General features: G+C 62.5%; 7 protein-coding genes. 1 reads left to right on the forward strand and 6 read right to left on the reverse strand.

The annotated features are described in order from the left end of the window. Positions 1-64 precede the first annotated feature (64 nt). Complete coding sequence (locus GDV60_RS03730) at positions 65-5,959, forward strand: DUF4329 domain-containing protein (RefSeq protein WP_159906329.1); 5,895 nt, start codon at positions 65-67, stop codon at positions 5,957-5,959. A 33-nt stretch (positions 5,960-5,992) separates the two neighbouring features. Here GDV60_RS03730 and GDV60_RS03735 read toward each other — a convergent pair whose 3' ends face one another. From GDV60_RS03735 to GDV60_RS03760, 6 genes are all read right to left on the reverse strand, one after another. Further along, positions 5,993-7,003, reverse strand: coding sequence for an iron ABC transporter permease (locus tag GDV60_RS03735; protein ID WP_029297729.1), 1,011 nt, complete (start codon positions 7,001-7,003; stop codon positions 5,993-5,995). Beyond that, the gene (locus GDV60_RS03740) at positions 7,000-7,947 is read right to left on the reverse strand and encodes an ABC transporter substrate-binding protein (protein WP_159906331.1); all 948 of its coding nucleotides are present in this window, start codon (positions 7,945-7,947) and stop codon (positions 7,000-7,002) included. Before GDV60_RS03740 ends, GDV60_RS03735 begins: the two co-directional genes overlap by 4 nt. Then, positions 7,944-8,732 carry an ABC transporter ATP-binding protein gene (locus GDV60_RS03745; RefSeq protein WP_029297725.1) on the reverse strand — a complete coding sequence of 263 codons (789 nt, stop codon included), beginning with the start codon at positions 8,730-8,732 and terminating at the stop codon, positions 7,944-7,946. Before GDV60_RS03745 ends, GDV60_RS03740 begins: the two co-directional genes overlap by 4 nt. Positions 8,733-8,861: 129 nt before the next feature. Next, positions 8,862-10,970 carry a TonB-dependent siderophore receptor gene (locus GDV60_RS03750; RefSeq protein ID WP_159906333.1) on the reverse strand — a complete coding sequence of 703 codons (2,109 nt, stop codon included), beginning with the start codon at positions 10,968-10,970 and terminating at the stop codon, positions 8,862-8,864. Between the two features lie 153 nt (positions 10,971-11,123). Next, on the reverse strand, positions 11,124-12,506 hold the full coding sequence (locus GDV60_RS03755) for a PepSY domain-containing protein (protein ID WP_159906335.1): 1,383 nt from the start codon (positions 12,504-12,506) through the stop codon (positions 11,124-11,126). Positions 12,507-12,654: 148 nt separating this feature from the next. Beyond that, entirely contained in the window at positions 12,655-14,730 is a 2,076-nt protein-coding gene (locus GDV60_RS03760; RefSeq protein ID WP_159906337.1) for a TonB-dependent copper receptor, read from the reverse strand. Positions 14,731-14,773: the final 43 nt, after the last annotated feature.

Raw genomic sequence — 14,773 nt, forward strand, 5'->3', positions numbered from 1 at the left:
ACCAGGGGCAAAGATCGCCGTGACCCTGGCCAGCGTCTGGCCACGGCATATTTGAGGGGATGTCATGGAACGACCTAAACGCGGATGGTTCGGCGGTGGCCTGAAGTCCGATGTGGCGCTACCGCCTGTGGGGCCTGCCTTTATCACCATGGACGATGCGGCCCGCTACGCCCACCGGCAGATCGGCAGCCGGCGTGCTATCGAGTATGGGGGGGTGATTCTGGAGCGCTTGTCAGATGGCTATTTCTATAGCACCGAACCTATTGCGGGGCAGCGCAATACTTTCGACTTCTGGGACGTGCTCAAGGTCGACAGCAACAGTCAGTACTTGCACCCGCAAGGCTATCGGTGCGTGGCCGAATATCACTCACACCCCGATATTTTCGACGCTTTTGCGGCCAATAATCCTGAGCTTTCCGAACGCCAGGCCAGGGCCTTGAACAGCTTCTTTTCGGATATCGACCTGAGTATCAATATTTTGGAGCGCGGCTTTTTTTCTGCTTCTTACCTGTCCGGTCCGGACGGTGCGCTGCTCAAACATGTCACCACGGGGTCGGAGGCGGAGCGGCGCTTTGGCGTGTGGTTGAAGAAAGGCCTGCACTTCGGCCATGAGGACGGTCCCCCCGACGTGAAACCTGAGAGCCTCATCAAGAAGCTGCTCAGCGTCAGCCAATTGTCCTTCGTGGTGCCCAGTGGTTTATGGGGCGGCTCGGTAGGTACAGTGCCCACGCAATGGCAGCCTTTTTCCCCGTTCGTCTCGCGCACCTACGACCTGCCGGCTTGCGGGGCTGTGCAGTCCGGGCTGGATGCCACGCTGGCATTGCTTGAGCACCGCCAAACGGCGTTTATCCTCAAGCACATCGATAAAGAAGATTACGTGCTGATCGAGCCGCTGGCCGGTGGCGCGGCGCCTGTGACCATTCAACAGCTTTTTGCACTGACCCCGGATGGCAATCGGGTGCAGCACGATCAGTTTCATTGGTACGGCGTTTACCAGGGACGCACCCCAGTGCCTGCCAGGCTCACCGCCCAGGAACCATGGTTGTACCGCAACTTTTTTGCTCCCGCCGAACTGGCAACCCAGCTTTATCAAGGGCACCAGTCCAAGGACTTGTTGGGGCCACAGCAGCGGCTGGTGTTCTATCGCAGTGTCAATGATGGGGCCTTGCTGCAATACACCTGTTCGTTCTCGGCGGCGGAGGCCGATCTTTTTCGCGTCGAGGCTGACGGTCGGGTGGTGGATAACCAGATCGATTCGGCGTTACTCGCCGGTACATTGCGGCCTCGGGCCTTTGTGTTGCGCGTGGCCGCAGCAGGGCATCTGACGGTCTTGCGCACGGGAAAAGTCTGGGACAGGAGCGGCCCAGTGGATGCTCAGTGGCGCGCGTTTTCATTGATTCCAAAACCGGTCTTGAGCCCGCCCTTCATCAGCGCTGACGATGCTGCCCGCTGGGCCCACGACCGGATTGGCAATCAGCGAGACAAGGAGTACGGCGGTGTCGTGCTGAAACAGGGAGTGCGCTATTTCGCCACGGAGCCGGTGGCCGGCATGGCCACTCAGTTTAGTTTTGTCACCATCCTGGCCACCGATGAACATGATCACTTCATCGCCCCGCAATCTTATGAGTGCTACGCCCTCTATCACTCCCATCCGGCCAAGTCCGAGGGAGAGCAAGAACTGTTGACGCAACACCCCGCTGATCAGGTCGCTTTGTTTGTCAGCTTTTTTTCGTCGGCTGACGCGACGTTAATCATCGCTAATCGCACGTTTGCTTCGGCCCACTATCTATCGGGGCCGGGGGGCTCGTTGCTCAAATACGTAAGCAGCGGTTCGGCTGCAGAGCAGAAGCTGCTGGATCAGTTGACCGGTGAAGAACCATTTGAGCCGAACACTGAATTTGAGGCAGTGATTTGGAGTATTGCAGACGTTGGAGACCTGCGAGTGGTGCTGCCCAGTCGTATTTGGGGAGGTGTTCGCGGCCGTGTCTCCAAAGGGTGGCGGCTCGGTACGCCGGTCGGTCCTGCCAATGTCGTGCAGGAGCAGCCCTTCTTCACATCCGCCGCGAACACGGGGCAAGTGGCTGCGCTGATTGCACTGAACCAGATGGCCGCCTTGCCAGCCGGTGCGTACCAAGGCGTTGTACTCAAGCACAAGACCACGCAAACCTACGCCGCGACGCTGCCCGTTGCGGCCGGCACGAGCGTGGCAAGCCAGTTTCCGCTGCGGGCCGACGGTCAGCCAAGACTGCCGGCCAATTACCGACTGGTCGGTATCTACCGCAATGCGCCGCCCCTTGATGCCGCGCAACTGCCCGTTCGGGAGGGTTGGCTGTACAGGCGCTTTACCAGCCCGAAATTGCTGGTGGAGAGCGTACAACAGGGGCTGGAAACCTTTGCGTTGCAGGTCGCCGGGCTGGGGCTGAAGTTGTATCTGCGCACCGCCGACGACGCATTGCTGCAATGGCAGGTGCCAGGTGCCGCGCCCGACAACGAACTGGTGACGGTGACTGGCAGTACGGTGACCGACAAAGGCAACCAGGCCGCCTTGCTCGACGGCTCGTTGTCTCCACGGGACTTCGTGCGCCGGGTGATCCGTGCCGGTGCGTTGTCGGTGCTTCAGCAGGGCGCGTTATGGCAAATCCAGGGACCGGTGTATGACAGCGAGAGCCTGCCATTGGGCTCGGTTCCCATGGTGTTGAGTGCGGCGTTCCTGACGGCCGAGGATGCCGCTCGCCATGCCCATGAGCGGATCGGCTTTCGCCGAGCGGCGGCCTATGGTGGTTATATCCTCAAGGGGCTGGATGGGCGATTTGTCTTCACTGAGCCGTTGACTATCCACGGCAATGGATTCACTGCCGACCTGCTCACGCCGGTTGCCGGTAATGGGGTGCTGGTACCGCCGCGAGGTTATGAGCTGCATGCGCGCTACGCCTCCCACGCCGCACTGTCGGCCAGTGACCGCGAGCGCCAGCAGCGGTTGAACTGGACGCTGACGGACCTGGAAGTCATGACCACGATGTTCTCGGATCAGGAACTCCACGCGGTGATTGCGTCGCGCCGACCGGCCTACCTGAGCGGCTCGCCGAACAACCTGATCGGCTACGTCCCCGGCGGCTCGGCCAGGGAGGTGGTGGTGCAGAGCAACACCACCCGTGAGCCTGGCAAGCATGGGTATTTTGAGCGATTGGAAGCAGGTGCGCTCAAGCCGGCAGACATCGTTACCCGGCTGGCTGACGCAGGCGACCTGCAAGTGCTGGTCCGCAGTTCGTTGTGGGGCCCCCGTGGCCGGGTCTACAGCGACTGGACGCCAAACTTCGACTACGCCGATGTCGATCCGTTGAGCCCGGCATTCGGCGCGATTTTCAGCAGCCAGGATGGCGCGGCGCTCAATGCCCATTTGCGTTGGGCAGGCAGGAACCTGGATGCCCAGGGCTACATCGCCTATGTGCTCAAGCACCCAGAGGCGGATGAGTTTGTGGTCAGCGAACTGTTACCGGTAGCCCTCAGCGGGCGTTCGTTACGTGACGCCTCCAAAGGGGCCGGCTATCTGGCTGGTGGTGCTTTTGCCAGGGGCTTTACGGTGGTGGGGCTGCTCTATTCACAGCAATGGCTACCGTCGGGGTTGCCGCCGGTCGAGGCCTGGCTGATGCGGTTTTTTGTCACCCCGGATGTGCTGATGCGTGCCGAAGGCGACGCCCGCTCGATACCGCGTGCTTCAGCGACAGGCATATTGCCGGTCTACCTGTCGACGCTGGACGGCGCCTTGTTGCGTTATCAGCCACAAGGCGCGCCCCTGCTCACAGAGCCCCCTCAAGGTGAGGACGTGACAATCGAGGGCATGAGCCTGCGCAACGGCACGTTCGACACCGCCAAGTTTGTTTCATTGGTCGCCAAGGCTGGGGACTTGCGGGTGCTGTACAGCAGCCAGTGCTGGGATCGGCGAGGGGCGGTGAGCCGAGGCTCCGAGCCATGGCGACCCTATGCCAATTTTCTGCGCCGTCGCCTGGGGCCGGCCTTCCATCATCAGGACGATGCGGTACGCCATGTACAGTTGTTGTTGCTCCAGGGCAACGGCTTGATGGGCGGGGTGATCCTCAAGCGCCCCGACGGCCTGTTTGTGGCCACTGAACCGCTGAAAGTGCCGCGTGAAGATTTCGACCCCAAATGGATCTTCCCGGATGAAGTGGTCAGCACGGGCGGCTTCCCCGCCGCCCACACCCTTGTGGGGCGCTACCGCTCAAGCCCGGTCCGCGAGTTGCCCTTTGCCCTGGAGACCCACCAGGAGCAGCTGTATCGCAATATGCCGTCCACCAGGGTGATTGGCGCAGCGCTTTGGGGGCAGGACGCCAGCTTGACTGACGAGTACCTGTTGGGCGCCGATCGCTGTGTGGTGAGTTACACCCGCAGCGGGACGCCATTGGAAGAGCAACTGAAAAAAGACCTGCAAGCGTTGGACCCGGTGCGCGCAGATCTGCTGGATAACCGCATTGAGCGGCAGATCCGCAAGGGCGAACTGACCCCCACTGAGTTTGTCACCCGCCTGGGCAAAACCGGGGTGTTGCGAGTGGTGCAGGGCAGCCCTGCCTGGGGTGTTCCACGCCGGATCAGTGGGGAGTTCATTGCGTTTCAGGTCGCGCCGTTGATGATCCGCAATGCCCTGGCAGACCCGGCGTTCAGTCCGCTCTTTGCCAACGAAAAGGATGCGATACGTTATGTCCATGAGCGCTGCCGACATGGTGAAAATCTACAGTTTGGCTATCTCTTCAAGTCAAAGAAAACCGCACGTTATATGGCCAGCCTGCCGATGGTGCGCCAGAGCTATCGCGACTTCTGGCAAGTCTTTCCCAATGGCCAGTTTCCCCAGGACTATGGGCTCGAAGGTTTCTACCTGTGCGCCAGCAACGTAGCCCAGGCGCCCGCCGACGATCCACTGCGCCAGGCGTTCTTTGCGCCCACGGATATCGACACCGGCATTCGCTTCTCCCTGCATGGCTTGAAGGACAAGCGCCTGGGGTTGTACTTGTCGTGCCAGGACGGCGCCTTGCTCCACTATGAGTACCAGGGAACCGAGGCCCAATTGGAGGATTTTGGGCGATTGGTCGAGTTGCGCCAGCAGTTACTGGAAGGCAAGCGGACCGTACTCAGTTACGTGCAGGACCTGGTGGCGCGCGGCGATCTGAGCACGCTGATCCAGGGGCGGGTGTGGACCACGCGCAATCGTGTGGATCAGTTCTGGCGGCCTGGCGTGGTCGAGGTCTTGGTCGACCCATGGGCGGCGGCATGTGGCCCGGTGTTCTCCCATGGGGATGATGCGGTGCGCTATCTGCAGCGGCAACTCTCGCCTTATCAGGATCAGCAGTACCTCGCTGCCGTTCTGGCCGACGCCACGCGCTCCTCGTTCCTGGTCACGCTCCCCGTGGCTCCTGGGGTTGGGCGCGCGCTGATTTTGCGGCTGTTCTACAGCGGCCCTCAAGGTCCCGTCCAACCGGTGGAGCCCCCGGCGCCAATGCCGGACTTCCCGTCAAATCATGGGGTTGTCGGGGTGCATCTGCTCTACAGCAGCATGCCTGCCACGGACAGCCTGGATCCAGCGGACCAGGCCCTGTTGCGCAATTTTGTGGGGCCGGAACTCATGAGTTATTTCATCTGGGTATTGCGTAGCTTGCCCCGTGAGTCCGCCGCTCTTTATCTCTCGTGCCAGGGCGGTGCGCTATTGAAATACGTGCCAAGTTTTATGCCCACCGAAGGCAAGACGCTGGTGACCGGGCCCACGGTTTATCCCAGCGTGTTTCTCAAAGGCATGGTCAACGCCGGCAAGCTGTTGGTCCTGGATAAAGACGGATTCTGGATCAACGAAGGGCAGCTGTCCGAGCAGCAGTTGGGATATGCCAATGGTCTGAGCCTGGAAGCGATCGGGGGGGATGAGCCGCTGAACATACGGGATCGGGATGAGCTGTAAGCGCGGGCCCGGTTTTTTCAGGGGGCCGGCGGCCTAACGCTTGCGCATCAGGCCAATGAAAAACAGCCCGCCAATCGCCGCCGTGGCTACGCCGATAGGCAGGTCTTCGGGGGCGATCAGGGTGCGTGCAGCGACGTCGACCCATACCAGGAACAGGCTGCCGAGCAAGCCGCAGGCCGGTAGCAGTCGCCGATGCTCGGCACCCACCAGGCGCCGGGCAATGTGCGGCACCATCAACCCGACAAAGCCGATGGAGCCGCTGATGGACACCAGTACGCCGGTCATCAGCGACGTAATCAGGAACACCTTCAGGCGCACATTGCGTGCGTTCAGGCCCAGGGTGACGGCGGTCTGCTCGCCAGCCATCAGTGCGTTGAGCGGGCGCGCCATGCCCAGCAGCAACAGCAGCCCGAGCAGCACAGTCGCAGAGGGAATTGCCAGCAACTCCCAGCGTGCCAGGCCCAGGCCGCCGAGCATCCAGAACATCACCGCCGACGCGGCGCGATGGTCGCCCATGAACAGCAGCAGGTTGGCCACCGCCATCATCACAAACGACACCGCGACACCGCACAGCAACAGGCGATCACTTTCCAGGCGCCCGTTGCGACTGGCCACGGCCAGCACCACGAGCATGCTCAACAGCGCGCCGATAAATGCGGCCAGCGGCAGAGTCAGCAAGCCGATGACCTGGCCGACATGCAGCACCACGATCACCGCGCCCAAGGTGGCGCCGGAGGTCACGCCCAGCAGATGGGGGTCGGCCAGCGGGTTGCGCGTCACGGCCTGCAGCACCGCGCCGATCAACGCGAGACCCGCGCCCACCAGCGCGCCGAGCAGCATGCGCGGCACGCGGATCAACCAGACGATATGTTCCTGGCCGGCGCTCCAGCTCACCTCGCCAACGCCCGCTACCTTGTGCAGCAGAATCCGCCACACCACGTCCTGGGGCACCCGCGCGGGGCCGAAGCCCAAAGACATCACGCAAGACACCAGCAACAACGCGCCAAGGGCCACCAGCAGCAGGGCGTAGCGACGGTCAATCATGGGTGGTGAAACCCCTTGGCCAGGGTCTGGACCGCCAGCACATTGTCGATACCGGGCGTGGCCTGCACGTAGGGGATCACGATAAAGCGCTGGTGCTTGATGGCGTCCACCGCTTGCAGCGCCGGGTTATCCAGCAGGAATTGCTGCTTCTGTGCGGCGCTGATTTCGCTGTAGTCGACGATCACGATGACCTGTGGGTTGCGCTCGACCACGGTTTCCCAATTGATGCGGGTCCAACTGGCGTCCACGTCATGGAGGATATTGCGCCCGCCCGCCGCCTCGATCAGCGCTTGCGGCATGCCCAGGCGGCCTGAGGTCATGGCGCGGTCTTCGCCACTGTCGTAGAGAAATACCCGGGGTTTTTCCGCCGGCAGGTTTTTTTGTATATCGGCGACCTGTGCCTGCATCCGGGTGATCAAGGCATTGGCGCGCTCCTGCACGTCGAAGATCTTGCCCAGGTTGCGCAGGTCGTTATAGGTGTCATCCAGGGTGGCGGCCGGGCGCTTCATCACAAACGCACAGGACTCGGTCAGCTCCAGCACATTGATGCCCAAAGGTTGCAGGGTTTGCGGCGTGAGGTCGCCGCCCACGCGCATGCCGTAGTCCCAGCCGGCGAAGAAGAAATCGACGTTGGCATTGAGCAGGGTTTCCACCGACGGGTACTTGCTTGCCAGCTCTGGCAGGCCATCGAGCAGCTGGGCCATTTGCGGGGTCACGGATTTCCAGCCCGTCACGCCGCTGTAGCCGACCATGCGCGACTTGAGCCCCAGGGCCAGCATCATCTGGGTCATGTTGATGTCGTGGCTGACGGCGTGTTCCGGCGCCTGGTTGAAGGTCACTTCGCGGTTGCAGCTCTGGATTTTCAGCGGGTAATGGGTCGCTTCGGCAAACGCCTGGGCAGTGCCCAGCAGCAAAGCGAGGGAGAGCAGGGAGCGCAGGATCATGGTTGGGTTATCCAGGTGATTCGAGGGTAGCCGGACAAAGGATGGGCATCGATCAAGGCCTCGACACCGAAGACCTCGCGCAGCAACTCGGTGGTCAACACCTCGTGCGGCGTGCCGCTGGTGATGATGCGCCCGTGGTTTATCACGTACAGGCGATCACAGAAGGCTGCCGCCAGGTTCAGGTCGTGGATACTGGCCAGGGTGCCGATCTGCAGGCGCTTGACCAGCTTGAGCAGCTCAAGCTGGTAGCGCGGATCGAGGTGGTTGGTCGGTTCATCGAGGATCAGCAGTTGCGGTTGCTGGGCCAGGGCGCGGGCGAGGATCACGCGCTGTTTTTCACCGCCGGAAAGGGTGGCGAAGGCGTGGTCCTCAAAGCCCAGCAGGCCGACTGAGTCGAGGGCCTGTTGCACCAGTTGGCGATCGTGTTGGGTATCGCCGTCGAACAGCCCTTTGTGGGGCGTGCGGCCCATGGCGACGACTTCATCGACGCGCAAGCCGAAGGCATCGGGGAACTCCTGCAACACCACGGCGATGCGCTGGGCGCACCAGCGTGAAGGCTGCTTCCAGACGTTCTGGTGATCGAACCGCACTTCGCCCTGCTCGGGTTTGCTGAACCGATAGGCGCAGCGCAACAGGCTGGTCTTGCCGCTGCCATTGGGCCCGATCAACCCGACAAACTCCCCGGCGCCCACCTGCAGGCTGGCATCACGCAGCTGGAACTGGTGATGGCAGTGGCTGTGGCCCAGGGGGGACCAGGCGAGGTGGTGAAGGTCGAGGGTGGGCATCAAATCTCTCAAGTCAAACAGCGATCCAGTGTGGGAGCGGGCTTGCCCGCGATTGCGCTCTGTCAGTAAGTGCATCTTTGACTGATCCGCCGCTATCGCGGGCAAGCCCGCTCCCACATTGTGGGGGGGTTAGAAGGTGTAGTCGGCCGTCACAAAGAACGAGCGCGGCTCCCCCAGTATCCATTGCTGGCCGTCATTGTATTGGCTCACGGCATAGGTGCGGTCGAACAGGTTATTCAATTGCAGGCCCAATGTCGTGTTGCGCAGGGCTTTCCACGAAACGCTGGCATCGACCACGGTGTAGCTGGGCAGCTCGTTCTGGTTGGCCATGTCGGCGTAACGCGCATCCACATAACGTACGCCGGCACTGGCGCGGATGTCTTCGGTCACGGCCTTGCTCAGCCACAGGTTGGCGGTGCGGCGCGGCACGTCCACCGGGCGATTGCCATCGCGCGAGACTTGTACGCCGCCAACATTCTGCTGGAAGTCGTCGTACTGCGCCCGCACGATGGCCGCGTTGGCTTGCAGCTGCCAGGCGTGGGGCAGTTGCAGGTCGAGGCTGGCTTCCAGGCCATTGGAGGATTGCTGGCCCACCTGCTGTTTGAACTGCGGGTTGCCCGGCACATCGGTCAGCAGTTTCTTTTTGACGATATGGTAGGCCGCCAGGGTCCACTCGCCGCGCTGGTCCCAGAAGGCCTGCTTGATACCGATCTCGGTCTGCTTGGCAGTGGACAGGTCGAACGCTTGCTGGCTTGAACTCAGGGAGATCAACCCGCCGACGCCATCGGTGCTGGTGGCGTACTGGCCGTAGACCGAGGTGTCTGGAGTGATGGCAAATACCAGGCCGGCCTTCCAGTTGTTGCCGGTCAGGGTCCTGTCGCTGCGCTCACCGCTGCGCAGTTCATCGCGGTCCAGGTGCACGTAGTCGCGACGGATGCCGGTGATCAGCGAGAGCTGGTCGGTCAGTTGCAGGCGGTTTTCGGCAAAGCCTGCGAACTGCTTGGTGGTGGTGGCGAACAGCGGCAGGAACGGGTCGGCACTTTCAAAAGGGGCCTGGGCCGGGTGTTTCACATCAATCGGCTGGCCACCGGTTACGACGTCTTCAAACGGTGAGTTGCTGGCCAGGCGGAAACGGATGCGGTTGTATTCCACGCCGGTCACGGTCTGGCTGTCGAGGCCGAACAGGGTGTGCTTGAAGGTGAAGGTCTGGCGATCGCCGACCTGCTCCTGGTTGTGCTTGATGCCGTAGAACCCGCTGCGGGTCAGCTGCCCGGCGCCGAAATTGTAGTTCTCGGCGTTCTGCCAGCGGCGCTGGGCCTTGAGGTAGTACAGCTCGTTGCGCGCGCTGACGGCATCGTTGATCTGCCATTCGCTGCTCAGGCGCGTCCACTGGTCGTTGTAATGCTGGGTGTCGTTGCTGACGTTGTAGTTCTTGTCGCGCAGGCCCTTGTGCAAGTGGCCGTTGAGCAGCGGTGTACCAAAGTAGTTCTGTGGGCGCTGGTCGCCGTAGTCGTGGGCCAGGGTGAAGCTCAGGTTGTCGGCGGCCTGCCAGCGCAGGGCGCCGCTGGCAAAATCGCTGGCCGAGTCGCCACGGTCGATAAAGCCATTGCTGCGCAGGCGGTTTAGGTTCAGGCGATAGCTCAAGGTGTCGGTCAGCGAACCGCCGCTGTCCAGGGCTTGTTGCTGGCGATCATAGGAGCCGTAGCCCAGGCGGATGTGGTTTTCGATCTCGCCAGTGAAGGGCTTCTTTGAAATCGTGTTGACCACTGCGCCGGTGGCGCCTTCGCCGTACAGCACCGAGGCCGGGCCGCGCAGCACGTCCACGCGCTCGACCGCCCAGGTGTCGACCGGGAAGGTCGAGGTGCCCATGCCGGTGTACAGGCGGTTGCCGTCATACAACTGCATCACCGAGCCCTGGCCGGTAAAACCACGGGCTTGCAGCGAGGTGCCGCCGTCGCCCGGGGTGCCGGTGCGGCTGATGCCGGTGGCACGGGAGATTGCGTCCTGCACACTGGCGTCGCCCCGTTCGCGGATCTGCGTGCCGGTCTGGCTTTCGACACTGCCGGGGGTTTGCAGGGCTGTGAGGCCCAGGCGCGAACCGGCGGTGGTTGGAGTGCTCAGGTCGATATATTCGCTGTCCACCGCCGGGGCGGTCACGGGGCTGGCGGGCAGGGTCAGGGCCTGGGCGCTGTTTTGCAAGGCAAGCAGGCACAGGCCGCTGGCAAGGTACTTGTTCATCGGACGACAGATCGCTTCTTCGAGACGGTACTCGCCGCTGGACGCGGCGAGTGGGGACGGTGCAGTAAGTGTTATAAGTTAACACTTCTTACGTTTGGGATGAAAGCCCGCGTAAGACTACATAACGTCTCTATGTAGGGCATCTCGCCTACCTCATGGGGAAGATGAGGCCGATTCACGTTGCTTGAAAAAGCGCGCCAGCACCAGCCGATCCAAGACCCACACCAGGATCAGCGACGCGCCGACCAATGGGAAAATGATCGCCAGCGCGAGCATGATCACCATGGCGGTTTTCCACTTCGGCAAATCATGGCGCAACGGTGGAACCCCCAGGCCACCTTGGGGCCGGCGTTTCCACCAGATCACCACGCCGCTGACCGCACTCAGCAGAATCATCAGGCACACCAGCAGCACGATGACCTGGTTGATCACGCCGAACATCTTGCCCTCGTGCAACATCACCCCGGACTCGGTAACCCGCGCCACCGTGTTGTAGTGCTGCCAACGCACATCGGCGAGGACCTTGCCGGTGTATTGGTCCACATGCAGGGTTGCGTCATTGCGCGGGTCGTTGGCGAACACGGCGATGGTGAATACGCCTGTGGCCGTGGTCGGGAAGGTGATGCTGTAGCCCGGCTCGACCTGGCGTGCGGTGGCCAGGTCCACCACCTGTTGCAGGCTGATCGAGGGCGCGGCCGGGCCGTGGTGCATGCCACCGTGCTGCATGTGTTCGGCATGCTCGCCGGACACCGGCATGGGGGTGTTTTCCATGGCCCAGGGCACGGTCTGCTGCGTCGCGGTATTGAGGCTGCGGGCCTGTTGATCGGACTGCGGCACATCGTTCCACATCGCCGCCGGGAAGCGGTTCCACAGGTCGGCGTACTGCTTGCCCCAGAAGCCGGTCCAGGTCATGCCGCTGAGGATCATCAGCAGCAGAAACGCCGCGCCCCAGAACCCGGTGACGGCATGCAGGTCGCGCCAGAACAGGCGCCCGCGACTGCCCAGGCGCGGCCACAGAATCCCGGCAGCAGAGCGACCGCGCGGCCACCACAGGTACAGGCCGGACACCACCAGCATCACCCCCCAGCCGGCCGCGAGTTCAATCAGGCGGTCGCCGGTGGTGCCGATCATCAATTCACCATGCAGGGCACGAACGATGGCTTGCAGGTTGTAGGTCGCGTCCTGCTCGCCAAGCACGCTGCCGCGATAAGGGTCGACAAAAACGGTCAGCTCGTTGCCTGCGTTGTGCAGGACAAACTGCGCGCTGCTGCTGGCGTCCACGGGCGGCAGGTATTTGCTGAGGGTGGCGTGTGGATAGGCGGCCTTGGCCCGCTGCAATTGCTCATCGGCGCTGAGGACGTGTTCGGCGGGCTGCACGTTGAGCAGCTGACCGTACATCAACGGGTCAAGCTGGGGCTTGAACAGGTAGATGATGCCGGTCACTGCCAGCAACACCATGAAGGGGGCGACAAACAGCCCGGCGTAGAAATGCCAGCGCCAGGCCAGGTTGTAGAAGGAGATCTTTGGAGGGTTCATCAGGGTGCTCCGCAAGGACGTTATTTTTGTGCATGACTTGTAGGAGCGAGCTTGCTCGCGAAAAACCTGAGGTTGGCGCGTTGAGTCTGATTTGCTGCGTCATCGTTCACGTTCTTCGCGAGCAAGCTCGCTCCTACAACGGTGGTGGCTAGAAGCTCATGTCGACCTTGGTCCAGAGCGTGCGCCCCGGTTCATTGATGGCTTGTGGGTCGTTGGCCGGGTAGCCGAACCCGGCGTTGCCGGCCAGGTTCAAGTGCTCGGCGTAGGCCTTGCCAAACAGGTTGTCGACGCCAGTGCTGACCTTGAAGCTCTTGTTGATGCGGTATGCAGCATTGAGCGAGAACACGCCAAAACCACCGCTCTTGGCGAAGTCCTTGCCGACCACGTTGCCTTTGTTCTGGTCGATGCGGTTTTGCGCTGCGACCACACGCCACAAGGCGCCGGCGCTCCAGTCGTCTTCGCTGTAGGTCAGGCCAAAGCGTGCGTCCAGGGGCGGCATTTGCGGCAGCGCCTTGCCGTCGCTGCTGTTCTTGCCCCAGGCGTAGGCCAGGGTGGCGTCGGCTTTCCAGTTGGACGTCAGTTTGTACGCTGCGCCCAATTCACCGCCCATGATCCGCGCATCGATGTTCTGCGCCTGGGAGGTCATGCCCATCATCCCTGGGGTGTAGTTGAACAGGATGTAGTCGCGCACTTGGCCGACATAACCGGAGGCCCAGGCTTCCAAGTCTGCGGTCTTGTATTGCAGGCCGAAATCCAGCTGGGTGGTTTTCTCCGGCTTGATCGCGTCGAAGGCATTCAACGAGCCCGCAGGGCCACGGTTGGGGGAGAACAACTCCCAGTAGTCCGGGAAGCGTTCGGCGTGGCCGAGGCCGGCGTAGAGGGTTGTCGGGCTGTCGGCCAAGTCATGTTCATAACGTACGAAACCGGACGGCAGCGTGTCGGCGCGGGTATCGCCGGCGGTAGGGTTGGCGCGACTCATCATGCCGCTGCCGGTGCGCTGGCGGTAATCCTTGACCGAGGCGCGATCCAGGCGGGCGCCGGTAATCAGCCGGTCATTGTCGGCGGCGTACCAGGTCAATTCGCCAAACACCCCATAGTTATGGAAGTCGGCGTCCTTGTTGCGCGGCAGGTTCTTGTAGGTGTCGACCCCGGCGCTGCTGCGCTGGCGGTGCTCGTTGGTCTGCGCATCGATGCCGCTGATCAGTTGCACATCGGCCCAGCGCCAGGTGGCCTTGATCCGCGCGCCGAGGGTGCGGCGGTCGACGTTGGACGCCATGGGCCCGGCCATCATCCCGGTGCCCGAGGGCGTGCGCAGGCTGTAGTTGTCCATCACATGGTCGGCGTAGTTGTAGTAGACCTGGGCTTCGACCTTGTCGAGTACCTCGCCGATATTGGATTTCTCGAAGCGCAGACCGAGGCTTTCGCGCAGGAACTGCGAGCCATCCATGCCACGTCCGGCGTAACGCGCTTCACCATCGCCACGACCGGCGGTGAGTTCCAGCAGCGTGTCGGCGTCCGGGGTCCAGCCGAGGGCGACGTCGCCATTCCATTTGTCGTAGCGCGAGGCGACGGTGTCGTGGTTGCCGTCCTTGTAGTCATCGGCGTGGGCCTGGTTGCCGATCACGCGGATATACCCCAGCGAGCCACCGGCGGCGGCATCCAGCACTTTGTCGAAACGCCCGTTGGAACCGGCGAGGATGCTGGCGTTGACCCGCGTGCCCAGTTCGCCGAACTGCTCCGGCTCACGGTCGAACAGCACCGTGCCGGCCGAGGCGCCGGGGCCCCAGAGCACGGTTTGCGGGCCTTTGATCACGGTGAGCTTGTCGTAGGTTTCCGGCGAGATGTAGGAGGTGGGTGCGTCCATGCGGCCCGGGCAGGCGCCGAGCATCATGCTGCCGTTGGTGAGGATATTCAGGCGCGAGCCGAACATGCCGCGCAGCACCGGGTCGCCATTGGTGCCGCCGTTGCGCACCAGGGCAAAGCCCGGGATGGTCTTGAGGTAGTCGCCGCCGTCACTGGCCGGCACCGGCTGGCGTGGGTCCTTGGGGTTGGTGACGATGGTCAGTGGGGAGCTTGGGGCAACGCCGGTAATCACCGTCGGGCTGAGCTCGTTGTGGTGTTCGGCGTGGTCGTCGGCATACGCCTGTGGGGCCAAGAGTGCGCCGCACAAAACGGCGAGCACGGGGGTACATCCCATACGGGTGTCAGCAGGAAACCTGGACATGAAAAATTCCATCAGTCAGTCGTAAACAACACGGCCAGCAGCC

The sequence above is a fragment of the Pseudomonas sp. DTU12.1 genome (assembly GCF_009873475.1).
Lineage (GTDB): Bacteria > Pseudomonadota > Gammaproteobacteria > Pseudomonadales > Pseudomonadaceae > Aquipseudomonas > Aquipseudomonas proteolytica.

Excerpts from the sequence above, each read along its gene's own strand:
- GDV60_RS03745 (WP_029297725.1), bottom strand. The coding sequence starts at position 8,732 with ATGCCCACCCTCGACCTTCACCACCTCGCCTGGTCCCCCCTGGGCCAC.
- GDV60_RS03730 (WP_159906329.1), top strand. The coding sequence starts at position 65 with ATGGAACGACCTAAACGCGGATGGTTCGGCGGTGGCCTGAAGTCCGAT.
- GDV60_RS03750 (WP_159906333.1), bottom strand. The coding sequence starts at position 10,970 with ATGAACAAGTACCTTGCCAGCGGCCTGTGCCTGCTTGCCTTGCAAAAC.
- GDV60_RS03760 (WP_159906337.1), bottom strand. The coding sequence starts at position 14,730 with ATGTCCAGGTTTCCTGCTGACACCCGTATGGGATGTACCCCCGTGCTC.
- GDV60_RS03740 (WP_159906331.1), bottom strand. The coding sequence starts at position 7,947 with ATGATCCTGCGCTCCCTGCTCTCCCTCGCTTTGCTGCTGGGCACTGCC.
- GDV60_RS03755 (WP_159906335.1), bottom strand. The coding sequence starts at position 12,506 with ATGAACCCTCCAAAGATCTCCTTCTACAACCTGGCCTGGCGCTGGCAT.
- GDV60_RS03735 (WP_029297729.1), bottom strand. The coding sequence starts at position 7,003 with ATGATTGACCGTCGCTACGCCCTGCTGCTGGTGGCCCTTGGCGCGTTG.